Origin of the sequence: Bradyrhizobium sp. Tv2a-2 (assembly GCF_000472425.1) — a bacterium.
Taxonomy (GTDB): Bacteria; Pseudomonadota; Alphaproteobacteria; order Rhizobiales; family Xanthobacteraceae; genus Bradyrhizobium.
Map to the genome: position 1 here is coordinate 130,259 of NZ_AXAI01000012.1, position 23,448 is coordinate 153,706.

The 23,448-nt window shown below is 62.9% G+C and carries 23 protein-coding genes; 7 read left to right on the forward strand and 16 right to left on the reverse strand.

Going from position 1 to position 23,448, the window contains the following annotated elements; translation table 11 throughout:
* Positions 1-4: 4 nt before the first annotated feature.
* Positions 5-1,657, reverse strand: a complete 1,653-nt coding sequence (gene ettA / locus A3AI_RS0124850) for an energy-dependent translational throttle protein EttA (RefSeq protein WP_024518189.1) — start codon at positions 1,655-1,657, stop codon at positions 5-7.
* Between the two features lie 258 nt (positions 1,658-1,915).
* Here ettA and A3AI_RS0124855 point away from each other — a divergent pair, with 258 nt between their 5' ends.
* Both A3AI_RS0124855 and A3AI_RS0124860 read left to right on the forward strand, forming a co-directional pair.
* Positions 1,916-2,131, forward strand: coding sequence for a hypothetical protein (locus A3AI_RS0124855; RefSeq protein ID WP_024518190.1), 216 nt, complete (start codon positions 1,916-1,918; stop codon positions 2,129-2,131).
* A gap of 123 nt (positions 2,132-2,254) precedes the next feature.
* Positions 2,255-3,214 carry a D-2-hydroxyacid dehydrogenase family protein gene (locus A3AI_RS0124860; RefSeq protein WP_024518191.1) on the forward strand — a complete coding sequence of 320 codons (960 nt, stop codon included), beginning with the start codon at positions 2,255-2,257 and terminating at the stop codon, positions 3,212-3,214.
* Positions 3,215-3,294: 80 nt separating this feature from the next.
* Here the strand turns inward: A3AI_RS0124860 and A3AI_RS0124865 are convergent, their stop codons facing one another.
* Positions 3,295-4,539 carry a L,D-transpeptidase family protein gene (locus A3AI_RS0124865; protein WP_024518192.1) on the reverse strand — a complete coding sequence of 415 codons (1,245 nt, stop codon included), beginning with the start codon at positions 4,537-4,539 and terminating at the stop codon, positions 3,295-3,297.
* A gap of 364 nt (positions 4,540-4,903) precedes the next feature.
* On the opposite strand from A3AI_RS0124865, the gene A3AI_RS43395 reads away from it, so the two are divergent.
* Positions 4,904-5,866: a hypothetical protein gene (locus A3AI_RS43395; protein ID WP_024518193.1), complete on the forward strand. Its 963-nt coding sequence runs from the start codon at positions 4,904-4,906 to the stop codon at positions 5,864-5,866.
* 11 nt (positions 5,867-5,877) lie between these two features.
* On the opposite strand, the gene sseA is transcribed toward A3AI_RS43395, so the two are convergent.
* From sseA to A3AI_RS0124885, 3 genes are all read right to left on the reverse strand, one after another.
* Entirely contained in the window at positions 5,878-6,735 is an 858-nt protein-coding gene (gene sseA / locus A3AI_RS0124875; RefSeq protein WP_024518194.1) for a 3-mercaptopyruvate sulfurtransferase, read from the reverse strand.
* A 187-nt stretch (positions 6,736-6,922) separates the two neighbouring features.
* Positions 6,923-7,336 (reverse strand): rhodanese-like domain-containing protein, encoded by a 414-nt coding sequence (locus tag A3AI_RS0124880; protein ID WP_024518195.1) that lies wholly within the window; start codon positions 7,334-7,336, stop codon positions 6,923-6,925.
* A 187-nt stretch (positions 7,337-7,523) separates the two neighbouring features.
* Positions 7,524-8,699, reverse strand: coding sequence for a vWA domain-containing protein (locus A3AI_RS0124885; RefSeq protein WP_024518196.1), 1,176 nt, complete (start codon positions 8,697-8,699; stop codon positions 7,524-7,526).
* Positions 8,700-8,927: 228 nt separating this feature from the next.
* On the opposite strand from A3AI_RS0124885, the gene A3AI_RS0124890 reads away from it, so the two are divergent.
* Positions 8,928-9,770, forward strand: a complete 843-nt coding sequence (locus A3AI_RS0124890; RefSeq protein WP_024518197.1) for an AAA family ATPase — start codon at positions 8,928-8,930, stop codon at positions 9,768-9,770.
* A 184-nt stretch (positions 9,771-9,954) separates the two neighbouring features.
* On the opposite strand, the gene A3AI_RS0124895 is transcribed toward A3AI_RS0124890, so the two are convergent.
* The 8 genes from A3AI_RS0124895 to A3AI_RS0124930 form a co-directional block, all read right to left on the reverse strand.
* Positions 9,955-10,443 (reverse strand): hypothetical protein, encoded by a 489-nt coding sequence (locus A3AI_RS0124895; protein ID WP_024518198.1) that lies wholly within the window; start codon positions 10,441-10,443, stop codon positions 9,955-9,957.
* A 117-nt stretch (positions 10,444-10,560) separates the two neighbouring features.
* On the reverse strand, positions 10,561-11,505 hold the full coding sequence (locus A3AI_RS0124900) for an AEC family transporter (RefSeq protein WP_024518199.1): 945 nt from the start codon (positions 11,503-11,505) through the stop codon (positions 10,561-10,563).
* Positions 11,506-11,715: 210 nt separating this feature from the next.
* Entirely contained in the window at positions 11,716-12,333 is a 618-nt protein-coding gene (locus A3AI_RS0124905) for a TMEM175 family protein (RefSeq protein WP_024518200.1), read from the reverse strand.
* A gap of 140 nt (positions 12,334-12,473) precedes the next feature.
* A complete protein-coding gene (locus A3AI_RS0124910) occupies positions 12,474-13,259 on the reverse strand; it encodes a bestrophin-like domain (protein ID WP_024518201.1) in 786 nt (261 codons plus the stop codon).
* A gap of 135 nt (positions 13,260-13,394) precedes the next feature.
* Complete coding sequence (locus A3AI_RS0124915) at positions 13,395-15,017, reverse strand: GMC family oxidoreductase (protein ID WP_024518202.1); 1,623 nt, start codon at positions 15,015-15,017, stop codon at positions 13,395-13,397.
* 6 nt (positions 15,018-15,023) lie between these two features.
* Positions 15,024-15,629 (reverse strand): GNAT family N-acetyltransferase, encoded by a 606-nt coding sequence (locus A3AI_RS0124920; protein ID WP_024518203.1) that lies wholly within the window; start codon positions 15,627-15,629, stop codon positions 15,024-15,026.
* A 128-nt stretch (positions 15,630-15,757) separates the two neighbouring features.
* Entirely contained in the window at positions 15,758-16,684 is a 927-nt protein-coding gene (locus A3AI_RS0124925) for an SMP-30/gluconolactonase/LRE family protein (protein ID WP_024518204.1), read from the reverse strand.
* A gap of 148 nt (positions 16,685-16,832) precedes the next feature.
* Positions 16,833-17,666: an AraC family transcriptional regulator gene (locus A3AI_RS0124930; protein ID WP_024518205.1), complete on the reverse strand. Its 834-nt coding sequence runs from the start codon at positions 17,664-17,666 to the stop codon at positions 16,833-16,835.
* A gap of 256 nt (positions 17,667-17,922) precedes the next feature.
* Here A3AI_RS0124930 and A3AI_RS0124935 point away from each other — a divergent pair, with 256 nt between their 5' ends.
* A complete protein-coding gene (locus A3AI_RS0124935) occupies positions 17,923-19,155 on the forward strand; it encodes an ABC transporter substrate-binding protein (protein WP_024518206.1) in 1,233 nt (410 codons plus the stop codon).
* Positions 19,156-19,378: 223 nt separating this feature from the next.
* Here the strand turns inward: A3AI_RS0124935 and A3AI_RS0124940 are convergent, their stop codons facing one another.
* Positions 19,379-19,735, reverse strand: a complete 357-nt coding sequence (locus A3AI_RS0124940; RefSeq protein WP_024518207.1) for a hypothetical protein — start codon at positions 19,733-19,735, stop codon at positions 19,379-19,381.
* Between the two features lie 163 nt (positions 19,736-19,898).
* Here A3AI_RS0124940 and A3AI_RS0124945 point away from each other — a divergent pair, with 163 nt between their 5' ends.
* A complete protein-coding gene (locus A3AI_RS0124945) occupies positions 19,899-20,120 on the forward strand; it encodes a hypothetical protein (RefSeq protein ID WP_024518208.1) in 222 nt (73 codons plus the stop codon).
* 312 nt (positions 20,121-20,432) lie between these two features.
* On the opposite strand, the gene A3AI_RS0124955 is transcribed toward A3AI_RS0124945, so the two are convergent.
* Together A3AI_RS0124955 and A3AI_RS0124960 are read right to left on the reverse strand one after the other, a co-directional pair.
* On the reverse strand, positions 20,433-20,867 hold the full coding sequence (locus A3AI_RS0124955) for a cupin domain-containing protein (RefSeq protein ID WP_024518209.1): 435 nt from the start codon (positions 20,865-20,867) through the stop codon (positions 20,433-20,435).
* 316 nt (positions 20,868-21,183) lie between these two features.
* Positions 21,184-21,840 carry a glutathione S-transferase family protein gene (locus A3AI_RS0124960; RefSeq protein ID WP_024518210.1) on the reverse strand — a complete coding sequence of 219 codons (657 nt, stop codon included), beginning with the start codon at positions 21,838-21,840 and terminating at the stop codon, positions 21,184-21,186.
* Between the two features lie 190 nt (positions 21,841-22,030).
* Here A3AI_RS0124960 and A3AI_RS0124965 point away from each other — a divergent pair, with 190 nt between their 5' ends.
* Entirely contained in the window at positions 22,031-23,269 is a 1,239-nt protein-coding gene (locus tag A3AI_RS0124965) for a polyhydroxyalkanoate depolymerase (RefSeq protein WP_024518211.1), read from the forward strand.
* Positions 23,270-23,448: the final 179 nt, after the last annotated feature.

The window sequence follows — 23,448 nt, forward strand, 5'->3', positions numbered from 1 at the left end:
CGCCTCATCTCGTGAGCTTCTTGTACTTCACCCGGTGCGGAATGATCGAATCCTGACCGAGCCGGCGCATCTTGTCCTTCTCGTAATCCTGGAAATTGCCTTCGAACCATTCGACATGGCTGTCGCCTTCGAAGGCCAGGATGTGGGTGGCGATGCGGTCGAGAAACCAGCGATCATGGCTGATGATGACGGCGCAGCCGGCGAAATCCTCCAGCGCCTCTTCCAGCGCGCGCAGCGTGTCGACGTCGAGATCGTTGGTCGGCTCATCGAGCAGCAGCACGTTGGCGCCGGACTTGAGCATCTTCGCCAGATGCACGCGGTTGCGCTCACCGCCGGAGAGCGAGCCGACCTTCTTCTGCTGGTCGGCGCCCTTGAAGTTGAAGGACGAGCAATAGCCGCGCGAATTGACCTCGCGCTTGCCCAAGAGGATCAGCTCGTTGCCGCCGGAAATCTCCTCCCATACGGTCTTCGAGCCGTCGAGTGCGTCGCGCGACTGGTCGACATAGCCGAGATGCACGGACTCGCCCGTGGTGATGGTGCCGTTGTCGGGCTTTTCCTGACCGGTAATCATGCGGAACAGCGTGGTCTTGCCTGCGCCATTGGCGCCGATCACGCCGACGATGCCACCCGGCGGCAGCTTGAAGGTGAGATCGTCGATCAGCATGCGATCGCCAAAGCCCTTGCTGAGAGCTTCGAAATCGATGACGTTTTGACCGAGCCGTTCAGCGACGGGAATGACGATCTGCGCCGTCTGCGTCTGCTTGTCGGCGGCCTTCTGCAGCAGTTCCTCGTAACGCTGATAGCGCGCTTTCGATTTGGACTGGCGGGCGCGGGGCGAGGCCGCGATCCATTCCTGCTCGCGCGCGAGCGTGCGCTCACGCGCGGCCTCTTCGCGGCCTTCCTGCGCCAGACGCTTCTGCTTCTGCACCAGCCAGGAGGAGTAGTTGCCCTCGTAAGGAATGCCCTTGCCGCGATCGAGCTCGAGGATCCAGCCCGTGACATTGTCGAGGAAGTAGCGGTCGTGGGTCACGATCAGGATCGCGCCGGGATAGTTGCGCAAGTGCCCTTCGAGCCAGGACACGGACTCGGCGTCGAGATGGTTGGTCGGTTCGTCCAGCAGCAACAGTTCCGGCTGGTCGAGCAACAGGCGGCACAGCGCGACGCGGCGGCGCTCGCCACCGGACAGCTTGGTGACGTCGGCGTCGTCGGGTGGGCAGCGCAGCGCGTCCATCGCCTGGTCGACCTTGCTGTCGAGATCCCACAGGCCCTGGGCCTCGATCTCGTCCTGCAGCCTGGTCATCTCGTCGGCGGTCTCTTCCGAGTAGTTCACGGCGAGTTCGTTGTAGCGGTCGAGGATCGCCTTCTGCTTGGCGACGCCCTGCATGACGTTCTCGCGCACGGAAAGCTTGGCATCGAGCTGCGGTTCCTGCTCGAGATAGCCGACGCGGGCGCCCTCGGCGACCCAGGCCTCGCCGGTGTATTCCTTGTCGATCCCGGCCATGATCTTGAGCAAGGTCGATTTACCGGAGCCGTTGACGCCGAGCACGCCGATCTTGGCGTCGGGATAGAACGACAGATGGACGTTCTCGAGCACCTTGCGGTTGCCCGGATAGGTCTTGGACAGACCCTGCATGAAATAGACGAACTGGCGCGCCATCGCGAAGCCTTCCGGAAACCTTGAGAATTGTCGGAATTTTGCTGCGGCTGATGTAGCCGCGCGACCCGCAAAGGGCAACCATGGGCGGGGCGTTTTCTCTTCCTTAACCACGGGCGAATACGGGGTCGATACCATGTGTGCAGCGAATCACGGCATTTGAAACTAGTTTTTAACAAATCGGGCCAAAGCTGGTTTTCGGCGCGGGGAAACCGCGTCTAACGCGGCAAGAGCCGCGAACCAAAACAGCGAGCCTGCGTCATGGCAACCATCACTTCCACGGGCCTTTCCCCCGCCGAGAGCGGGAACGGCCATTCCGGCGCCCTCGCCGGCATCAGGACTTTCTGGCGCGACTTCGTCGCCAAGGCCTTCCATCCCTATCGGCCGGAACAGCATTACATGCGCGGCCCCGGCCCGGCCTGGCGCGCCAAATATGGTGAGGCGGCCGCGTTCCGCCTGAAGTCCCGCGACGTCTGAGAGCAGGCTTTCAGCACTTTTTGAAGCGGCAGACCGCTTGCGCGCCAGCTTCTGGCGCGCAACCATGGCGTCCCTCCCGGACGGTCGTTCCGCCGTCACCCTCGCCATGATCGGACCCTCGCAATGACGCGGCTGCGCTGTGCAATTCTCGACGACTATCTCAATATCGCCCTCGATGTCGCGGACTGGGCCAAGATCGGCGACCGTGTCGACGTCACGGTGTTCAACCATCATTTTCCGACCGAGGCAGCGGCCGCTTCCGCGCTGAAGGATTTCGAGATCGTCTGCGCCATGCGCGAGCGGACGCCGTTTCCCGGAACGCTGATTGCCGAACTGCCCAGGCTGAAGCTCCTGCTCACCTCCGGCATGCGCAATGCCGCCTTCGACATGGAGGCGGCCAAGCAGCGCGGCGTCGTGGTCTGCGGCACGCAATACAGCCAGGACCCGACTGCAGCGCTGACCATGGGCCTGATCCTGGAGCTGACCCGCGGCATCGGGCGCGAGAACGCGCGGATGCACGCGGGCGAAGTCTGGCAGACCTTTCCGGGCATCGAGATCGAGGGTCGGACGCTCGGCGTCGTCGGCCTCGGCAAGCTCGGCAGCAAGGTCGCGGGCCTCGCCAAGGCGTTCGGCATGAAGGTGATCGCCTGGAGCCCGAACCTCACGCCGGAGCGAGCCAGCGAGATCGGCGTCAGCTATGCCAGCAAGGAGGAGTTGTTTGCGACCGCCGACATCATCACCATCCATGTGGTCCTGAGCCAGCGCTCGCGCGGGCTGGTGAGCCGCGACGATCTCGCCCGCATGAAGCCAACCGCCTATCTCGTCAACACTTCGCGCGGGCCGATTGTCGATGAGCAGGCGCTGTTGGAGACACTGCAGCAGAAGCGGATCGCAGGCGCCGGCGTCGACGTGTTCTCGGTCGAGCCGCTGCCGGTCGACCACCCCTTCCGCAAGCTCGACAACATGGTGATCACGCCGCATCTCGGCTACGTCTCGGTCGACGCGCTGCGCGCCCACTATGGTCAGATGGTCGACACCATCGAAGCCTGGTTCAGGGGCGAGCCGCCGCGCCGGCTGGCCTGAGCAGCGGCACGAACTTTCGCGAACGAGAAAGGCGACCGCCGACGGCGGTCGCCTTTTGAATTTGTCGAGATCGTATGCGCCTAGCGCACGGTCACCGGGGCGGGCAGCGGCGGCACCACGGTGGGCTGCGTGCCGGGAACGGGAGCATTCGACATCTGCACCGGCTGCTGCGGGGGGACCTGACCCGGCACCGGCTGGGCCGATGCGGTCGCGGTGCCCGGGGGCGGGCCGCCCGGCAACACGACCACGCGGGTACCGACCTTGGCATGCTCGAACAAATCGGAGACATCGTCATTGAGCATGCCGATGCAGCCCGAGGAGACGAACTTGCCGATGGTCGACGGCTGGTTGGTGCCGTGGATGCGGTAGACGGTATTGCCGAGATACATCGCGCGGGCGCCGAGTGGATTACCCGGGCCGCCGGCCATGAAGCGCGGCAGGTAGGGCTGGCGATCGATCATTTCGCTCGGCGGATACCAGTCCGGCCATTCCTTCTTGCGGGTGATCTTCTGCACGCCGGTCCAGGTGAAGCCGTCGCGGCCGACGCGGACGCCGTAGCGGATCGCCCGGCCATTGCCGAGCACGTAGTAAAGATAAGTGTGCGGCGTATCGACGACGATGGTGCCGGCCGGCTCCTTGGTGGCGAAGTCAACCTCCTGCCGCCGCAGGTTCGGCGGCAGCTGAGCGGGACCGGTTTCCGGCTGCTCCTCCGGCGGGAGGGCCGCAACCATCATCGGCCGGCCGTCGGGACCGGTTGCCGGCGGCGGAACGGCGCCGGTAACGTTGGGCTGACCGCCCACGCCCTCGGGCGGACGCGGGGTATTGGGATCGACATAGGCCTGCTGGCCGTTGGCCGGCCGATCGGCATAGATTACCGCCGGCGGGCCAGCCGGGCGGCCATAACGGGGATCGTCAGGCGACATCACCGGGCCGGTCGGCACGGCGGCACCGTTGGCATAGGCCGGGGGGGCGCCTGCGGGGCGGCCGTAACGGGGGTCGTCAGGCGAAACCACCGGCCCGGACGGCATGCTGCGGTCGGAATAAAGCGGACGGCCGTAGCGCGGATCGTCCGGCGACATCACCGGCCCCTGGGGATAGGCTCTCGCATACCCTTGGCCGGGTCCCGGCGGCGGGAGCGCCTGGGCGTCATCATCATCATCGACCGAATCAAAATTCGGGGCCGAGCCTGGCGGATAGGGCTGCGGCGCTGGCGCATAGACCGTACCGGGCTGCACCGGATAGGCCTGCTGGGCCTGTGCAAGCGGGATCACTGCCGCGCCCGCCGCCACGGCAGCACAGATCGTCAGAATGCGTTTGATCATCATCGCTCTTGTATAGACCCCAAGTCCGCAGCGGACCGTTAACAGTTGGATGACGGAAGATAGCGGCGCATTCAAGACAAATCCGCCAAGCCCGCCCCCATCAAGGTAAAATGTGACGTTCTTTCAACGCCGTTGCCGGGAAGCCGCAGGCGGAGAAAAATACTTCTCGCGGCACCTGGGGCCGTTCATTGCCTTCGATTTTTCACCATCGGCGCGAACTGCATTGCGGTATTCTTGAACGAGCCTGATTCGCTTGCGCGGTCTGCCGCCGCCCGCGGAGCGAATGTGGCCAAATCCTGTGGTCACCGCGTTCCCTGATGGCTCGAGGGCCTTCGCAGAGTTCCCTGCAAGGCGGATCTATCCCCCCATGCTTCCCGGCTTTCGTTTTCTGTTCGCCGCGATCGTCCTGTCCATGTCGGTTCTGGTGTTTGGCCTGGGAGCCGCGGCCGTGCTGCGCACCGCTCACGAGCAGTTTGCGGAAAGCGGAACCTGGCGCCCGGCCTCCGGTACCTCAGTTACCCAGCAGAGCGACGCAACCCCACCTGTGCTGGCGATGTTGCGGGTTGAGCCAAAGGCGACTACGCCGAACGCCGCTGACGCCGCTCCGGTGCCCGCCCCCGCGCAACCGGCCGAGACCACTTCGTCGCCGGATGCGGAGAAGACCGCGGCGCTTGATCCGCAATCCCCCGCCCCGCTGGAAGCCACCAAGGCTGACACCCCTGACGTGGCCGAGGCTGACGTCGCCAAGGCTGACGTCGCCAAGCCGGACGTTGCACCCGAGGCGCCAAAGACGGAAGCCGCCGAGACGCAGGTCGCCACCGTCGCGGCGCCGTCCGCTCCACCTGAGACCGCGCCCAAGGAAGCGCCGACGGCGCAGCCTGCTGCCGTGGTGGAAGTCCCAGCTGCCACGGACACGAAGACTGCAGCGGCCGACGCGACACCTCTCGCGGCTTCAGCACCTCCCGCGGCTTCGGCGTCGACCATCTCATCCCCGGCGGTCGATGAGCCGGCAGTCGTATCGACCGGCGAAGCGTTTCCGGCGACGCCCGAACCGTCAAGCGCGCCAGCCGATCCGGCGACGGCCAGGATCGCAACGCTGGGCGGTCCGCCGGTTACGACCGAGGAGCCGAAAGGCGCTCGCGGTGAGCTTGACCCCAGCGACGCCAAGAAGAAGGAGCGCGCCGAGGAACGGGCTCGGCAGCGGCGCCTCGCCGCGCGGCGTGCCAGGCTGGCGCAAGAAGCGGCTCAGGCTCGGTTGGCAGCGAACCCGTTCGCCGCCATGCAATACATCCGGCCCGGTCTCGCGAACGCGACCGCGCGCGCACGCTGATCGCGTCCGGCTCACGCAGGCCCGGTCGCGACCGGGGGGCCGCCCTCCTTGCCCCACTCCGACCAGGAGCCGTCATAGATCGCGGGGTTTGCGATGCCGAGCCGGTAGAGCGCGAGCGTCAGCACTGCGGCCGAGACACCCGACCCGCAACTCGTCACGATCGGCGCATCGAGCTTGACGCCGGCATCGGTGAAGGCCGCGCGCAAATCCGACAGCGGCTTCATGGTGCCGGTCGCCGCGTCGAACAGCCTGTTATAGGGCACGCTGCGGCTGCCGGGGATGTGCCCCGACCGCAGGCCCGGCCGCGGCTCCGGCACGCGGCCTTCGAAGCGATCGGCCGCGCGGGCGTCGATCACCTGCTCGGCGTGTCCGGACAGGTTGGCAACCATCTGCTCCATCGAGCGCACGCGCCTCGCGTCGAAGCTGGCCCTGAATTCGGCCGGCTTCGGCTTCGCCTCGCCGCTTTCGACGCCGCGTCCCTCCGCGCGCCACTTCTTCAAGCCGCCGTTGAGCAGATGAACCTTGTCGTGGCCGTAGGCGAGGAACATCCACCAGGCGCGCGGGCCGGCGACCCAGCCGCCGGCATCATAGATCACCACGGTGTCGTCATTGCCGATACCGAGCCCGCCGACATCGCGGCCGAATTGCTCGGCACTCGGAAACATGTGCGGTAGCGGATTGGCGTGATCCGACACGGCATCGACGTCGAAGAACACTGCGCCCGGAATATGCGCGGCGAGGAAGTCGTCCCTCGGCAGCGGCAGCACGCCGGGCATCTTGAAGGTGGCATCGACGATCCGGATGTTCGGATCGTTCAGATGGGCAGCGAGCCATTCGGTGGCGACGAGCGGATCGGTGGTGGTGGTCATGCTGCTATTGTCCTTGTTCGTCATTCCGGGATGCGCGCTCCAGCGCGCAGATCCGGAATCCGGAGGTTGTCGAGCGAGATTTCCGGGTTCGCGTCCCATGTCGGCTGTTGCCGACTTGGATTATTGTAGGCTGAACTCGGGTAAACCAGAGTTCGGGCGCGCGCCCGGAATGACGAAGGAGCGAGTTCTATCCCTTCTTCTTCGGCTCCCACTTCTCCGTGGGGCCGCCGGCATCGCGCCAGGCGGCATAACCGCCGGCGATATGGGCGACCGGCTTCAACCCCATGTCCTGCGCGGTCTTGGCGGCGAGCGCCGAGCGCAATCCGCCGGCGCAATGGAAGATGAATTTCTTGTCTTCCTGGAAGATAGGCTTGGCATAGGGGCTCGCCGGATCGATCCAGAACTCCAGCATGCCACGGGTGCAGGAGAAGGCGCCGGGAATCTTGCCGTCGCGCTCGATCTCGCGGGGATCGCGGATGTCGACGATCACCACGTCGCCGCCTTGCGCGATCCTGATCGCGTCGGTGGCACTCAGGGTTTCGATCTCGGCATTGGCCTCGTCGATCAGGGCCTTGATGCCGCGGTGGATGGTCTGGGGCATTGCTCTCCCTCTTTGCTTGTCCTGTGTTCCGCGCGTCGTTTTGTTCTCGCCGTCATTCCGGGGCGCTCGCGCCGGCGAGCGAACTACGGTGCGCGATTGCGCACCTGAGAATCTCGACCCACGCCCACAACCTCGGGATTCCGGATCAGCCCGCCTTGCGTGCTGTCCGGAATGACAAGTGCGTGGGCTACCGCACCAGCTCCTTCATCGCGCCTTCCAGTCCCTCGATGGTGATCGGGAACATACGGTTGGCGAAGAGGCGGCGGATGATGGTCGTCGATTCCGAATAATCCCAGTGCTTCTGCTGCACCGGATTAAGCCACACCGCATGCGGATAGGTGCGGATGACGCGGTCGAGCCAGACCGAGCCCGCCTCCTCATTGACATGCTCGACCGAGCCGCCGGGCACCATGATCTCGTAGGGCGACATCGAGGCGTCGCCGACGAACACGACCTTATAGTCGTGCGGATATTTGTGCAGGATGTCCCAGGTTGGCGTGCGATCGGTGAAACGGCGGCGGTTCTGCTTCCACACGCCCTCATAAAGGCAATTGTGGAAGTAGAAATATTCCATGTGCTTGAATTCGCTCTTCGCGGCCGAGAACAGCTCCTCGACCTGCTCGATATGGGAATCCATGGAGCCGCCGATATCGAAGAACACCAAAACCTTCACCGCGTTGCGCCGCTCGGGACGCATATGCACGTCGAGATAGCCGTGGTTGGCGGTCTCCTTGATGGTGGTGTCGAGGTCGAGTTCGTCAGGCGCGCCGGTACGGGCGAACTTGCGCAGGCGGCGCAGCGCGACCTTGATGTTGCGGATGCCGAGCTCGACATTGCCGTCGAGGTCCTTGAACTCGCGGCGGTCCCAGACTTTCACCGCACGGAAATTGCGGTTCTTCTCCTGCCCGATGCGCACCCCTTCCGGGTTATAGCCATGGGCGCCAAAGGGTGAGGTGCCGGCCGTGCCGATCCATTTGTTGCCGCCCTGGTGGCGGCCCTTCTGCTCCTCGAGCCGCTTGCGCAAGGTCTCCATGAGCTTGTCCCAGCCCATCGCCTCGATCTGCTTCTTCTCTTCCTCGGTAAGGTATTTCTCGGCAAGCTTCTTCAGCCACTCCTCGGGGATGTCGGCCTTTTCCATGGCGTCCAGCAGGCTTTCCAGCCCCTTGAACACCGAGCCGAACACGCGGTCGAACTTGTCGAGATTGCGTTCGTCCTTCACCAGCGCCGCGCGCGACAGGTAGTAGAAGCTCTCCACCGACTGGTCCGCGAGATCGGCGTCGAGCGCCTCCATCAGCGTCAAATATTCGCGCAAGGTCACCGGGACCTGCGCATCGCGGAGTGAGGTGAAGAATTGCAAGAACATGGGTGACAGATTGCCCGTCATATAATGAACGTCAAGGCCCCCGGGCCGCCCGGCTATCCCGAACCGGTCGGATTTTGCGCATGGGTGCACCCGGCGCATCCCTCTATTCCCGCAAATAAGGCTGTTTTGGCGGCGTTTTCCTGCTAAGGCAGCGAGGTTCAGCTTGCGACAAAGGCAGTAGACGACAAGCGCAAAAGGCAGCAAGAGCAGAAGGCGAGGCAAAGCTCGATGAAATTTACCGGCACCAAGAATTACGTTGCCACCGATGACCTCAAGGTCGCCGTCAATGCGGCGATCGTGCTCGAGCGTCCGCTGCTGATAAAGGGCGAGCCCGGCACCGGCAAGACGGTGCTCGCCGAGGAAGTGGCGAAGGCGCTTGGCGCCCCTCTTCTGACCTGGCACATCAAGTCCACCACCAAGGCGCAGCAGGGCCTCTACGAATACGACGCGGTGTCGCGTCTGCGCGACAGCCAGCTCGGCGACGCCCGCGTCTCCGACATCAAGAACTACATCAAGCGCGGCAAGCTGTGGGAGGCATTCACCCTGGAGCAGCGCCCGGTGCTCTTGATCGACGAGATCGACAAGGCCGACATCGAATTTCCGAACGACCTCCTGCTCGAGCTCGATCGCATGGAATTCCATGTCTACGAGACCGGCGAGACCATCAAGGCCAAGCTCCGCCCGATCGTGATGATCACCTCGAACAATGAGAAGGAATTGCCGGACGCCTTCCTGCGCCGCTGCTTCTTCCATTACATCAAGTTCCCGGATGCCGACACCATGGGCCGGATCGTCGACGTGCATTTCCCCGACATAAAGAAGCGCCTGGTCGAGGAAGCGCTGCGCATCTTCTTCGAGGTCCGCGAGGTGCCCGGGTTGAAGAAAAAGCCCTCGACCAGCGAGCTGCTCGATTGGCTGAAGCTCCTGCTCAACGAGGACATCACGCCTGAAATGCTCAGGGAGCGCGACCCGCGCAAGCTGATCCCGCCGCTGCACGGCGCACTGCTCAAGAACGAGCAGGACGTGCATCTGTTCGAGCGGCTGGCGTTCTTGAGCCGGCGCGAGGTCTGATCGGAAGTTACCTCGCCCCGCTTGCGGTCCGCTTGCGGGAGAGGTCCGATTGCATCGCCAGATGCGATCCGGGCAAGGGAGACTCAAGACGAGCTCAGCGCATGGAGAGTTCCCCTCACCTGCCGCGCGTTCCGCGCGGGTGCAGTTCTGAATCGCTTCACGCCAGCTTGAGAGCTCCGTCGGTTCAGCCCGGAGCGGTCGGCGGCTCTGTCGCCTGCTCCTTCAGCCACATGCGGGCGGAATGAATGCTGTGAAAATCCTTGATCGACAGCTCGTCGGACACTCTTGCATGAATTCTCCCGATCGTAAGCCTGCCGAAGAAGGTCATCGAAACCGCGGTTGCCACCGCCTTAAGGCCAGCCGCTCGGGCTCGCGGCAGCCAGTCGTTTATGATCCAGTGCTGATCTTCGGCATGCACGATCGGCAAATCGGAGTCGTCACCTAGGATCTTGTCAGCCGAATGTTCCGAGAGCATGGAAATAATAATCTCGTGAATGAAACGCAGCTGTGCGCTCGTTGCGTACTTTCGCCAGACAATTTCGATACAGCGCAGGCATCTGTCGTATGACAGTTGGCAAATCGGATTGTCCTGCGGATTCTGCAACAGCAGAACTCCGTCAACGGATTCAGCTTCGATGACGCGGCATAAGTTCGCCAAGGAGCTTCCTATCATTCCGACCCTCTTGTTCCTGCTGCCCGCAGATATTCTAACAGTGCGTCGATAACCATACAAATGCTCTCAAAACTTACTGATGTCGCCTGAATCGATGCCTTCAGGCCTGAGGCCGATTCAACCGGCTGTCACTGCAAGTCCGGACAGGGCGTAGAGCCAGCCCAACAGCGTCGCAACCGACAGCAGCGTGGTGATCGAGACCGTGGCCGCGACCAGCGGTTCCTCCACCTTGTACGCGCCGGCCAGGATATAGACGGTCTTGGCGGTCGGCACGGCGGCGCAGACGACGGCTGCGACCGTGTAAAGCGGATTGAGGCCCAACAGGACGCACAGCACGTAGACGATCAACGGCATGATCACGAGCTTGACGGCCGCGAGCGCAATGGAGCCTGCGAGGTTCGAGGTTATTCCCTCAAGCGACAGGCCGAGCCCTATGGCGAACAGCGCGCACGGCGTGAGCGCAGCCGCGAAGATGTTCAGATAGGCCGCGAGCGGGGCCGGAATCGGTGCTCCCGTGATCGCCCATGCCAGACCGATCAGGGTCGATAGCACCATCGGATTGAGCACGATCTGCTTCATCAGGACGAGCATGCCTGAGGTCCCGTGCTTGCCGCTTCCCTCGCTTTCCAGGAGGATGACAGTGGCAGGGAACATCACTGCCGCCACGAAGACGGTTGCGACGGCGGCGGGCAGGACGGCGGGCTGGCCGTAGACCGAGTGAAGGATCGGAAGCGCCACAAATCCGGTATTGGTCATCGCTGCCGACATTCCGTACATCGTGCTGCTGGCGAGGCCGCGTCCGAATCCCGCGCGCAGCGCCAGGAGCACCAGCAGGAAGCAGAGTATGGAGCCGCCGCCGAACGCGAGCAGAAAGCGCCATTCCAGAAGACTGCGCGCCGATTCCTGTGCGATCGTCACAAACAAGAGCGCCGGCATCGCGACATTGTAGGCAAAATGCACGAGCCCGTCGGCAAGTGATCGCGAGATGTAGCCCAGCCAACCGGCCAGCCAGCCGGTGACGATGATGGCAAACACGGGCAGGACCAGGTTAGCCACGTCCATCGCGTTTCCCTCGACGTTGCGGCGCCCGATTCAAGCGCGTTCTCCAAAAGTATACCGCAATGGTGACACTTTGCAGCGATCCACCGCAGAGAGGACGTCGCTCTACGAGCTAAAGCATGATCCGGAAAAGTGTGCAGCGGTTTTCCGAAAAGATCATGCTCAATCAAAGACCTAAAGCGCGATGACGATTCAACCAAATCTCATCGCGCTTTAGGTATCTTCAGAATCAACGCCCTCTCCCGCCTGTCGCTCTGCCCATGGCGGTTCGGGCCTCAAATAGACGACCAGACAGCAAATGCACATGCCGAGCCCAACCAGTGGATATTTCAGCGCGACGAACACCGCCGCACCGAAGGCGCACAAGGTTATCACCGACCGGACGCGCATGATCCTGCGCACTTTCGGTATGATCGTCATGCCGGGCATCCAATCGACCAGGTCCCAAATCAAGGCGAGATAGGTGACGTTCACAAGGAAGAGGACGGCTGCGTAGAACGCCACCGGCTGCGGCGCGAGCCGGCTCACCGCCATCCAGGCCGTGGACAGCGGCAGCAACGACATCGAAAACAGATGTGCGAAATTGAACCACAGGAGCCGCGGGGTCGCTTCATCGGCGTAGCGCATCAGGTAATGGTGATTGGCCCAGACAATGGCGATGAACAGATAGCTCACGGCATAGCTCAGCCATGTCGGCCACAGCGCGAGGAGCGCATCAAACGTCGGACGTTCCGGCGGCCTCAATTCCAGAACCAGCACCGTGATGAGAACGGCGAACACGCCATCCGAGAACGCGCTCAGTCGTTCAGGTGTGGCCCGGCGCAGCTTCATGCGGTCTCTCGTTGCTCAAGGTTCATCTGCACCTGCGCTCTAAGGCGCGATGAGATTGGGTTGAATCGTCATCGCGCTTCAGGTTTACAATTGAGCATGATCTTCTCGGAAAACCGCTACACACTTTTCCGGATCATGCTTTAGTTCAGCGGCGCAAGCGTGTGCTCGAGCTGCTCCTTGGGCAACTGCATCAGCCCGACGAAGGGCTGGCTGAGGTCGGCGACCAAGAACAGTGCGCTCGATACCGAAAGCGCGAAGACGAGCAGCGCCGCGATCATCAGGCGGCCGGGTTCGACGAACAGGGAAAAGCTGGCGAAGATCACGGCGAGCCAGAAGATCAGGATCAGGAGGAACGGCGTCAGGATCGGCTTGTCGCCGTCGGCAAACATCAGAAGGCGGGTGTACGCGATCTCGGCGGCGTCGTTCTCGAGTCGCCGCTTGATCGCGCGTTGCGCATCATTGGCGGGCGTCAGCGCCGCAATCGCGCTGTTGAGCTGCTCGGCGAGCGAGGCGGCAGTGAAGGCGCTGGTCTGCGCGGCCGATTGCTTCTCGCGCCAGATGCGGTCGACGGCGGCGGGAATCGCTTGGCGCATCAGGATGCGGACCTGCGTCGCCTCCGGCCCGTATTGCACCAGTAGCTGGTCGGTCTCGACCAGGTACGCCGCAAGGGTGCGGAAGTGGGAATCCTGGATGTCATAGGAGGTTTTGGCCGACGCAATCATCAGGCTGATCAGGACCGCCGCGAGCGTGGTCAGGAAGCCGGCGCCGAGCCGGATGACGTCCCTGGCGTCCTCGCGCACATGGACGGCGGGAATCTGCCGGCGCAGGATCATGCCGAGCACTATGCCGGCCACGATCGCCACAAAGGAGATCAGGAAAATCCGCCCCGACGTCACGACAATCCCGCTTGCGAACGCACGATCCAATCGACCGACGCCAATCTAGCCGGTTACGCCGGCTTGGCTAGCCCGATCAATGGTGCGACGAGGCGCTGGAAACTCTTCGGGCCGGAAAACTCGGTTCACCTCTCCCGAGGGAGAGGTGCGCCCCGCCGCGCCCGTTCAGTTTACCCTCGCGCCCTTGCCCCGGATCAGGTCGCTTGCCTTGTCGGCGATCATCATGGTGGAGGCGTTGAGATTGGCCGAGATCATGCGCGGCATCACCGAGGCGTCGATGACGCGCAGGCCCTCGAGCCCGTGTACACGGAGCTGGTCGTCGACCACGGCCCAGGTGCTGTCCGCCGGTCCCATGCGGCAGGTGCAGCCGGGATGGAAGGTCGTGGTGCCGCGCTGGGTGGCGGCGCCGAGGAATTCGTCGTCGCTCTGCACATTGGGCCCTGGGAAATCCTCGTAGGCGTAGTAAGGCGCAAGGGGGCCCGACTGGAGCAGCCGGCGCGCGAGCTTCATGCCGGCCACGATGACGCGGCGATCAAGCTCGGCTGCGAGGTAGTTGGTCTGGATGATCGGCGGCGCGAACGGATCCGCGGAGCGGAGACGGACAAAGCCCCGGCTCTCGGGGCGCTGCTGCCAGGACGCCACCGTCATGCCGGGCTCGTCCTCGAGCTGGCCCTGCACGCCCTCCTTGTAGCTTGCGGGCGTGAAGGTGAGCTGCAGGTCGGAGCTTTCGGTGGTCTCGCCCGAATGCCAGAAGCAATAGACCATGGTCGGCGACAGCGAGAGCAGGCCGCGCCGGGTCGTGGCCCATTTCAGCGCCTCGACCCAGAGATGCCAGCCTTGCCTGAGCTCGTTGATGGTCCTGATGTTCTTGACCCGCGCCACCGTGCGCGGCGCGTAATGATCCTGCAGGCCCTCGCCGACCGCGGGAAGCGCATGGCGCACCTGGATGCCCAGCGACTGCAAGAGCCCGGGGGCGCCAATGCCCGACAATTGCAACAGCTGCGGCGAGTTGTAGGCGCCACCGGCAAGGATCACCTCCTTGTTGGCGCGCACCTCCAGCGGTGTGCCGCCGCGGCCGCCCTTGATGTAGCGCACGCCAACGGCGCGCTTGCCCTCGAATATAATCTCGGTCGCATGCGCATGCGTCGTGACACGGACGTTGGCGCGCTTGCGTGCCGGATGCAGGAAGGCTGTCGCTGCGCTGACGCGGCGGCCGTTGCGGATGGTGCGCTGGGCGTAGGACACGCCCTCCTGGATCGCGCCGTTGTAGTCGGGGTTGCGCGGGATGCCGAGCGAGATCGCGCCCGCCATGAAGGCTTCGCAGAGCGTATCCTTCCAGTCCATGGTGGTGACGGTGAGATTGCCGTCGCGTCCGCGATATTCGTCCTCGCCCTCGCCGACCCTTCTTTCCAGCCGCTTGAAATAGGGCAGCACGTCCGTGTAGCTCCACCCGCGATTGCCCATCTGCGCCCAGGTGTCGAAATCCTGGCGCTGGCCGCGGTTGTAGATGTGGCCGTTGATGGACGACGAGCCGCCCAGCGTTTTGCCGCGGGGCGCATAGATGCTGCGGCCACCGGTATAAGGGCCCGGCTCCTGCTGATAGGCCCAGTTGACGCTCTTCATGTGGAACGTCTTGATGAAGCCGGCCGGCAGATGAATGTAGGGATGCCAGTCGCGCGGCCCCGCTTCGAGCACGCAGACCGAGGTCGAGGGATCTTCGCTGAGCCTGTAGGTGAGCACGCAGCCGGCTGAGCCCGCGCCCACGATCACGTAATCGAAAGTTTCCATCGTACCTTAACTCGTCGCCTGGCGCGGCTTGTCATTGAGTTGATATTCGAGATGCGCCTTCACCGTCGGCCATTCGGACGCGATGATGCTGAAGACCACAGTGTCGCGCAGCGTGCCGTTGGGCGCAATCTGGTGGCTGCGCAAAATCCCGTCCTGCTTGGCGCCCAGCCGCTCGATGGCGCGGCGGCTCTGGTGATTGAAGAAGTGGGTGCGGAATTCTACCGCAATGCAGTCGAGCTTTTCGAAGGCATGCGCGAGCAGCAGCAATTTGCATTGGGTGTTGAGCGGTGTGCGCTGCACGCGTTTGGCATACCAGGTGGAACCGATCTCGACCCGGCGGTTGGCTGCATCGACATTCATGTAAGTGGTCATGCCGGCGATCGAGCCCTCGGCATCGAACACGGTGAAGGGCAACATCGAGCCCGAAGTCTGCAATCCAAGCCGGCGCTGGATCTCCTTGTCCATGTTCTCAGACTTCGGGATGGCGGTGTACCAGATCTTCCAGAGGTCGCCGTCGTTGGCGGCCGCCACGAGCCCCTCGCGATGCGCGGCCGCCAGCGGCTCAAGCCGTGCGTGCGCGCCGCGCAAGGTGACTGGTTCGAGCCAGGGCATCGATGGTTCCTTCCCCATTCGTTCGAAAACGTAAGCTCCGTCATTCCGGGATGGTGCGCAAGCACCAGACCCGGAATCTCGAGATTCTCAGGTGCGCAATTGCGCCCGCCCCGGAATGACGGTGTCCTTCACTTGTTCAAAAAATTCAGCGAGAGCCCCGGCCGCGGCCAGTCCATGGCGATCAGTTCGCCCTTGCCCGACAGCGTGATGTAGGCGGTCCTCAGCTCCGGGCCGCCGAAGGCGATGTTGGTGGTGACGCGATCGCCGGTCGGGACCTGCTCGACGAGGGCGCCGTCGGGCGCGATCACGGAAATGCAGCCCGACACCAGCGTGGCGACGCAGACATTGCCGTTGGCCTCGACCGCAAGCGAGTCGAACATCTGGTAGCCGCCGAGGCCCGCGATCGGCTTGCCGCGCTCGCCGCGATAGATCGCGTCGCGCGGGCGCACCGTGCCGGGCTCCGAGAGATCATAGGCCCACAGCCGCCCGGTCGGCGTCTCCGCGATGTAGACGGTGTTTTCATCCGGTGAAAGCCCGATGCCATTGGCCGGCAGCACGCCGAACACGCCTTCGACAATCTCCTTCATGCCGGGCTTGAGGTAATAGAAGCCGCCGAGGTCCATCTCACGCGCGCGCCGCTTGCCGAGGTCCGAGAACCACAGGCCGCCATGCTTGTCGAACACGAGGTCATTCGGGCCACGCAGCGCGTGCTCGCCGCATCTGTCGATGACGGTCTCGACCTTGCCGCTCTGCAGATCGACGCGCTGGATCGAGCCGCCGCGATAATCCTCCGGCTGCGGACCGGGCATGACGGTGGTGCGGGTCGGAATCCAGGCGAAGCCGCCATTGTTGCAGATATAGCATTTGCCGTCGGGGCCCATTGCCGCGCCATTGGGGCCGCCGGGAATTTTCGCGACCACCTCCTTGCGCCCGTCGGGCCAGACCCGCGTCAGCGTCTGCCTGCGGATTTCGACCAGCAGAACCGATCCGTCCGGCAGGACAACCGGCCCCTCGGGGAATTCCAGCCCGGTCGCCAGCACGCGGATATCAGACATCGCAAACCTCCCGCTTGTTCTTTGAGCGCGCAAGCGGAAGCATTTTCCGCGCGCGCAAGTTTCGTTGACGGAAAGCTTATGGCAAAGTCATCCGCGCTTGCCAAGCAAGCGGTTGCGCGCGTGACGCGCAGCAGTGCTGCATCGAAACTCAAGCCCCGAGCGGCACCCAGATCTCGAGCCCGCCGTTACCGGTCGCAGGATCGAATTTCTCATCATAGCGCTCGAAGGTCGGGGCATCGGCCATCTTGAAGCCGGACTGCGGCAGCCAGTGATTCCAGATGGTGTTGACGGTGCGCCGGATCGCGGAGATGTGGTCCTTGTGCGTGAACACCGCGTATTTCTGCGCCGGGATGCGAACCCTGCTGAACTCGCGCGGCAGCTCGGAAAAGTCGGCGACCTCGCGTCCCGCGATATAGTCGAAATTGCCGGCGTCATCGCCGTTGCAGCAGACGCCATAGGCGACATTTCCAATCGAGTTCGGAAGATTGGCGATCTCCTGGTGAAAGCGCCGCCACAACAGCGGAATGCCGGCGCCGTTCTCGTGGCTGAAACGGCCGCCGACGCCGGCGACCAGGAAGGCCTTGCCGGTCTCGAAACGCGGCGCAGCGAGATTGTCGAGTGCGGTGGAATTCATGAGGATCGGCTCCTGAAGCTTGAGATGGTCGAGGCACGTGGCGGCGCGGACCGCTTCGGGCGTCATGCCGAAATGGTCGCGGAACGCGCGGGTGAATGCTTCGTGGGAGCCATAGTCCGCGTCCAGCGCGAGCGAGAGGATATCCGGCGCGCCGCGGGCGAGCGCACGGGCGGCCTCCGTCAGCCGCCGTGCCCGTACATAGCGCATCACCGAAAAGCCGGTCGCAGCGGCGAACGCCCGCACCATGTGAAAGCGCGAGACGCCGGCAACCGAGGCAATCTCGTCAAGCGTCAGCGCCTTTCCGAGATGGCTTTCGATGAACCAGAGCGCCTTTTGCGCGGGATTCATGGATGAACGCTCCTCCAAAGCAGACCCATCATGCGCGCTTCCTTCGTGCTTCGTTTGACAGTCCTTGCGCTTCTGCTTCGCAATGCGGCAGCGGAACCCGCACCCCGCCCGCTTCCCGCCTTGCGGAAAATGGCGACAAAGCCCTCTCTGGCAAGGCGACCGCAATCGTGCATACTCATCGGCGCATTGATCCGACGGCTCGAGAAGCTGCTCCATCAAGAACTGCCTGAGCCATCGGTGAGTACCAGGGAGGACGATGATGCAGACCCGTGACTTCAGCCACGTCAGGAGATTTGTGCTTGCGGGGGCGCTTGCGACAGCCCTTGCAGGCACTGCGCACGCCGAAAAGAAATACGATCCCGGTGCGACCGACACCGAGATCAAGATCGGCAATATCATGCCCTATTCCGGGCCGGCCTCGGCCTACGCGACCATCGGCAAGACCGAAGCCGCCTATTTCAACAAGATCAATTCGGAAGGCGGCATCAACGGACGCAAGATCAATTTCATTTCCTATGACGACGCCTACAGCCCGCCCAAGACCGTTGAGCAGGCGCGCAAGCTCGTGGAAAGCGACGAGGTGCTGCTGGTCTTCAATCCGCTGGGCACGCCGGGCAACACCGCGATCCAGAAATACATGAACGCCAAGAAGGTGCCGCAGATCTTCGTCTCGACGGGCGCTGCCAAATGGAACGATCCCAAGAACTTTCCATGGACCATGGGCTGGCAGCCCAACTACCAGACGGAAGCACGAATCTACGCCGCGTATATCCTGAAGAACCTTCCCGGCAAGACCATCGGCGTGCTCTACCAGAACGACGACTTCGGCAAGGATTATCTGATCGGCCTGCACGAAGGACTGGGCGACCAGGCGAGCAAGCTGATCGTGGTGGAAACATCCTACGAGACTTCGTCCCCGACGGTCGACTCGCAGGTGGTGCAGATCAAGGGCTCCAATCCCGACATCTTCATCAACGTTGCGACGCCGAAATTCGCCGCGCAAGCGATCAAGAAGATCGCTGAGATCGGCTGGAAGCCGACCCAGTTCCTCACCAACGTGTCGGCCTCGATCGGCGGCGTGATCAAGCCGGCGGGCTATGAGGCGAGCCAGGGCATCCTCTCCACCAATTATCTGAAGGATCCCAAGGATCCCGCGTGGAAGAGCGATCCCGCGATGAACGAGTGGCGCGCCTTCATGAAAAAGTGGTATCCGGAAGGCGATCAGGAGGATGCATCCACCGTCTTCGGCTACGGCGTCGCCAAGGGACTCGAGCAGGTGCTGAAACAATGCGGCGATGATCTCACCCGCGAGAACGTGATGAAGCAGGCCGCCAACCTCAATTTCGAAATCGGCATCTACCTGCCAGGCACCAAGATCAAGACCAGCCCGACCGATTTCGCGCCGCTGGAGCAATTGCAAATGCAGCGCTTCGAAGGCGAGAGCTGGCAGCTCTTCGGACCGCTGATGTCGGGCGAAAAAGGAAGTTAGATCATTCCGTCATTCCGGAATGGTGGTCAGCACCAGACCGAGAATCTCGAGATTCTCAGGTGCGCAGTCGCGCACCTGAGTTCGATGCTAGAGCATGATCCGGAAAAGTGTGTAGCGGTTTTCCGAAAAGATCATGCTCAATCAAAGACCTAAAGGGCGATAACGATTCAACCAAATCTCATCGCGCTTTAGCACATCGCCCCGGAAATAACGGTGAGCGCGGTTACTTGCCGCTCTCCTTTGCAGGTGGTGCGTCGGCTTTCTTCTTCACATCCTCCGCCGCCTGCTTTTGCGCGGCTTGCAGGTCGGCCACGACCTTCTGCAGGCCGACGATTGTTGCCTTCAGTCCTTCAATCTGGCGGTTGGTGGCATCGATCTTCTGCTGATGATCCGCGGACAGTTTCGTCATCGTCTTCTGCAGGAAATCGACATTGCTCTGCAGGCAACTGGTGCGTCGCTCCATGGTCTTTTCGACCGTGCAAATCTCGATACCGGGAATGTCCTGCGCACAGGCCTGCCACGATATCGGCAGCAACATGGCGAATGCCATCAGAGTGGCAGCGGCACTTCGCATCATCATCACGCCTCGCCCCCGTTTCATCACATCAAATTGCCTTGTTTGGCTCACCACCGATACCACACTGATACCTTATTCCGGCGCTTTTGATTCCAGACGGCTGGGTGCAGCAAGCGGGCGGGGAACTTGACGGCGCGTCCGCGCCGCGCAACGCGGGGAAGATCAGATGGCAACACGCGATCGACGACTGGCTGAATTCGACGGCGCGGGCGAACCGCCGCCGGGCACGCCGGTCCAGGTGCTGTGCGAAGACCAGAGCGGAACCTACCAACTACCGTTCGACTGTTTTTATCGCGACGGCCAATGGCGCAATCATGAATCCGGCGGCGCGCTCGAAGCAACCGTGATCGGCTGGCGGTTGCCGCGCTTCGCGCACAGCCACAAATGAGTGTGCAGATTTTTGTTTTGTAGAAAGCAGCGGATCGCGGCGAGTGGCAGAGACACTCGCCGAGATCACATCGACCGCCCGTCGGTCGATGCGATCTGTTCCAAAATGCGACGCCGGTCGACGGCGTCTTAATGTTCGGAACACGCTGGGAACGAATCGCGCCCGAATCACTGCTCGCAGCCGGTCAGCGATTTGTTCACGGCTAGATGTCGGAGCCGGCGCAAGACCACGCACCAGATCCAGCCGCACGAGCCGATCGGTATCGTCGCCTGCATACGAGAAAAGTTAACGGGCAACGGCGTGACCCACGCCCTATGTCCAGGGTGTCGGCGGCGGCAAATTGTCGACCAGCGCGGGCACGTCCACGGTCTTGAAATCGGCGGGGCTGACGATTTCGAGATACTCCATGTCCGGCGAGTAATCGTACAGGTAGTGAACGATGTTCGGCCGCTGATGCACGACGTCGCCGGCCTGCACCAGCGTCGACTTGTCTTCGTACATGAAGCGCGCCCAGCCTTTCATCATGATCACGATCTGAAACTCGCATTCGTGGCGATGCCAGCCGGTGCCTTCCTCGGGCGGGCAATCCGGATTGGCCTTGACCAGGTGGCAGATCACCTGGCCGCCGGTCGCCTTCGCGATGCCGAGATCGCGATAGAGGAAGAAGTCGCGTAACCCCCCAGCGCTAAAATCGGTGTCGCCGGGTTTGACGTGCGAGAATGTCTTGACCTCGACAGGTTTGTTCATGACGCCTCCACCATGTTGGCGCGACCACAACCGCCGGCGTCCAAATTTTCGGCAACACCGGAAACGGCGTTTCGCAACTTGCGTCCGCCATGCGAGAATCACGCCAGCCATCCTGCAGCGCGGCAAATCGGCGCGCGCCGCCGCAAGCCCTCACGGAAGCATCTGGCGAGAGAGCGGAATCCGCGTTTTTGGGATTTGCCTCGACGCGCCGGCCACCGCTGCGTCATTCAGCCGGAGCCCCAGCCTCTGGCACGAAGTTATGCAAGACGTGCCTTCGGCGGGCGCCCGCAAAAAGGCAACCCGCCGCCAGAACTGCCTAATATTCGACCTCGAGCTCTTCGATTTCCTCCGGCTCGGCCTTGGCCGCGGCGATCCATTCGACCATTTCCGGCATGGACATGATCGTCGCAGCATAGGCTTCGAGTCGCTCCGACAGCTTGACATCATAGGTGCGGAAACGTGTCACGACGGGTGCGTACATCGCGTCGGCCATGGTGCGCTGGGCACCAAACAGATAGGGCCCGCCGGATGCCGCCAGGCACTCGTTCCAGATCGCCCAGACCCGGTCGATGTCCGCCTGCGCGCGGGTCCAGATCTTGAAGCCCGGGAAGTGGTGCTTGAGATTGACCGGCAGCGAGGCGCGCAGCGTGGTGAAGCCGGAATGGATCTCGCCGCAGATCGAGCGGCAATGCGCGCGCTGGACGCGGTCGGCCGGCAACAAGCCCGCCTGCGGCATGGCCTCGTTGAGGTATTCGGCAATGGCGAGCGTATCCCAGATGGTCGCGCCGTCATGGCGCAGGCACGGCACCAGGATGGTCGGCGACAGCAGCAGGATTTCCGCGCGCGCGGACGCGTCATCAGGGGCAACACCGATCTCCTCGAAGTCGAGGCCGGAGAACCTGGTCAGAAGCCAGCCGCGCAGCGACCAGGAGGAGTAATTCTTGCTGCTGATGGTCAGTGTCGCCTTCGCCATATGGCCTCCCCCTACCTCTTGAGACTACCCGTCAACGAACCCTCGAACCACCTGGATCTCGCCACCCGGCATGCGCAATTACCCATGCTTTTCCGCATATTGTGCAGCAAGCGACGTGCCAATTTGGAGGGCAAATTGACCCCGCTCTGGCTTCGATATTGCATGGCCATAGGGGCGGGGGCGAAAGTGAATGAATTCGATGCTGTATCAGGCCTTCCAGAACCAGATGGACATGACGGAGCCGTGGCGGACGGGGGCCGCCAATGCGCTCAAATACCTCAATCTTGTCCCCCAGAATCTGGTCCCTCAAGGGAGGTCGGACCGGGTGGTGTCGCGGCTGTCGGCCGCGCTCGAACTGGTTACCCGCGCCAGACTGACCTATACGCGACCGCCCTACGGCATCGACAGTGTCAGGGTCGGCAACCGCGACCTGAGGGTGAGCGAAGAGATCGCCTATGCGACGCCATTCGGCTCGCTCCTTCACTTCAGGAAGGAGGACGGCCCCGAGCAGCCGCGCCTGCTCCTCGTCGCGCCGATGTCAGGCCATTTTGCCACGCTGCTCCGCGGCACCGTGAAGACGCTGCTGCAGGACCACGACGTCTACATTACCGACTGGCACAATCCGCGCGACATTCCCGTCGGCGAAGGCCGCTTCGGGCTCGACGATTACACCGCCCATTTGATCGAGTTCCTGGGCCAGCTCGGCCCGCGCCCGCATATGGTCGCGATCTGCCAGCCCTCGGTCTCCGCGCTCTGTGCCGCAGCCATCATGTGCGAGGACGACCACCCGTCCCGCCCCGCCACGCTGACGTTGATGGCGGGCCCGATCGACACAAGGATTGCGCCGACCAAGGTCAATGAATTCGCCAAGAGCAAGCCGATCAAATGGTTCGAGCACAATCTGATCAACTACGTCCCGGTCCAGTGCAAAGGCGCGTTCCGCAAGGTCTATCCCGGGTTCGTGCAGCTCGCGGCGTTCGTGTCAATGAATCTCGAGCGCCACATCAAGCAGCACATGGATCTCCACAATCACCTCGTGAAAGGCGAGACGGAGAAGGCGGAAGCCATCAAGACCTTCTATGACGAATATTTCGCAGTGATGGATCTCACTGCGGAGTTCTACATCGAGACCGTGCGCGACGTGTTCCAGGACCATCTGTTGCCACAGGGCAAGATGCAGTTTCGCGGCCGCGCCGTGAATCCGGCGGCCGTCCGGCGCATGGGTCTGATGACGGTCGAAGGCGAGCGCGACGACATCTGTTCCATCGGCCAGACGCTCGCGGCCCAAGAGCTCTGCACCGGCGTGCGCGCCTATCGGCGGGTGCATCACATGCAGGCCGGCGTCGGCCATTACGGCGTGTTCAGCGGCAAGAAGTGGAATAACGAGATCTATCCGCTCCTGCGCGATTTCGTGCACGTCAATTCGTAACAACTAAGCAAGATAAATATTGGGTTTCGGCTGGCCGCCACAGAGTGCACCTCTCCCCAGCGGGGAGAGGTCGGATTGCGAAGCAATCCGGGTGAGGGGCCGCAGCTCCGACGAGAGACCGTAACCCCTCACCCGGATCGCATCTTTCGATGCGATCCGACCTCTCCCGTTGGGAGAGG

What these genes read in the sequence shown, in the direction of transcription:
- A3AI_RS0124945 (WP_024518208.1), top strand. Translation starts at nt 19,899, where the DNA reads ATGGCAACACGCGATCGACGACTGGCTGAATTCGACGGCGCGGGCGAA.
- A3AI_RS0124915 (WP_024518202.1), bottom strand. Translation starts at nt 15,017, where the DNA reads ATGGAAACTTTCGATTACGTGATCGTGGGCGCGGGCTCAGCCGGCTGC.
- A3AI_RS0124965 (WP_024518211.1), top strand. Translation starts at nt 22,031, where the DNA reads ATGAATTCGATGCTGTATCAGGCCTTCCAGAACCAGATGGACATGACG.
- sseA (WP_024518194.1), bottom strand. Translation starts at nt 6,735, where the DNA reads ATGACCACCACCACCGATCCGCTCGTCGCCACCGAATGGCTCGCTGCC.
- A3AI_RS0124855 (WP_024518190.1), top strand. Translation starts at nt 1,916, where the DNA reads ATGGCAACCATCACTTCCACGGGCCTTTCCCCCGCCGAGAGCGGGAAC.
- A3AI_RS0124880 (WP_024518195.1), bottom strand. Translation starts at nt 7,336, where the DNA reads ATGCCCCAGACCATCCACCGCGGCATCAAGGCCCTGATCGACGAGGCC.
- A3AI_RS0124905 (WP_024518200.1), bottom strand. Translation starts at nt 12,333, where the DNA reads ATGAAGCTGCGCCGGGCCACACCTGAACGACTGAGCGCGTTCTCGGAT.
- A3AI_RS0124895 (WP_024518198.1), bottom strand. Translation starts at nt 10,443, where the DNA reads ATGATAGGAAGCTCCTTGGCGAACTTATGCCGCGTCATCGAAGCTGAA.
- A3AI_RS0124935 (WP_024518206.1), top strand. Translation starts at nt 17,923, where the DNA reads ATGATGCAGACCCGTGACTTCAGCCACGTCAGGAGATTTGTGCTTGCG.
- A3AI_RS0124890 (WP_024518197.1), top strand. Translation starts at nt 8,928, where the DNA reads ATGAAATTTACCGGCACCAAGAATTACGTTGCCACCGATGACCTCAAG.
- A3AI_RS0124925 (WP_024518204.1), bottom strand. Translation starts at nt 16,684, where the DNA reads ATGTCTGATATCCGCGTGCTGGCGACCGGGCTGGAATTCCCCGAGGGG.
- A3AI_RS0124940 (WP_024518207.1), bottom strand. Translation starts at nt 19,735, where the DNA reads ATGATGATGCGAAGTGCCGCTGCCACTCTGATGGCATTCGCCATGTTG.
- A3AI_RS0124900 (WP_024518199.1), bottom strand. Translation starts at nt 11,505, where the DNA reads ATGGACGTGGCTAACCTGGTCCTGCCCGTGTTTGCCATCATCGTCACC.
- A3AI_RS0124920 (WP_024518203.1), bottom strand. Translation starts at nt 15,629, where the DNA reads ATGCCCTGGCTCGAACCAGTCACCTTGCGCGGCGCGCACGCACGGCTT.
- A3AI_RS0124865 (WP_024518192.1), bottom strand. Translation starts at nt 4,539, where the DNA reads ATGATGATCAAACGCATTCTGACGATCTGTGCTGCCGTGGCGGCGGGC.
- A3AI_RS0124885 (WP_024518196.1), bottom strand. Translation starts at nt 8,699, where the DNA reads ATGTTCTTGCAATTCTTCACCTCACTCCGCGATGCGCAGGTCCCGGTG.
- A3AI_RS0124860 (WP_024518191.1), top strand. Translation starts at nt 2,255, where the DNA reads ATGACGCGGCTGCGCTGTGCAATTCTCGACGACTATCTCAATATCGCC.
- A3AI_RS0124930 (WP_024518205.1), bottom strand. Translation starts at nt 17,666, where the DNA reads ATGAATCCCGCGCAAAAGGCGCTCTGGTTCATCGAAAGCCATCTCGGA.
- A3AI_RS0124955 (WP_024518209.1), bottom strand. Translation starts at nt 20,867, where the DNA reads ATGAACAAACCTGTCGAGGTCAAGACATTCTCGCACGTCAAACCCGGC.
- ettA (WP_024518189.1), bottom strand. Translation starts at nt 1,657, where the DNA reads ATGGCGCGCCAGTTCGTCTATTTCATGCAGGGTCTGTCCAAGACCTAT.
- A3AI_RS0124960 (WP_024518210.1), bottom strand. Translation starts at nt 21,840, where the DNA reads ATGGCGAAGGCGACACTGACCATCAGCAGCAAGAATTACTCCTCCTGG.
- A3AI_RS43395 (WP_024518193.1), top strand. Translation starts at nt 4,904, where the DNA reads ATGCTTCCCGGCTTTCGTTTTCTGTTCGCCGCGATCGTCCTGTCCATG.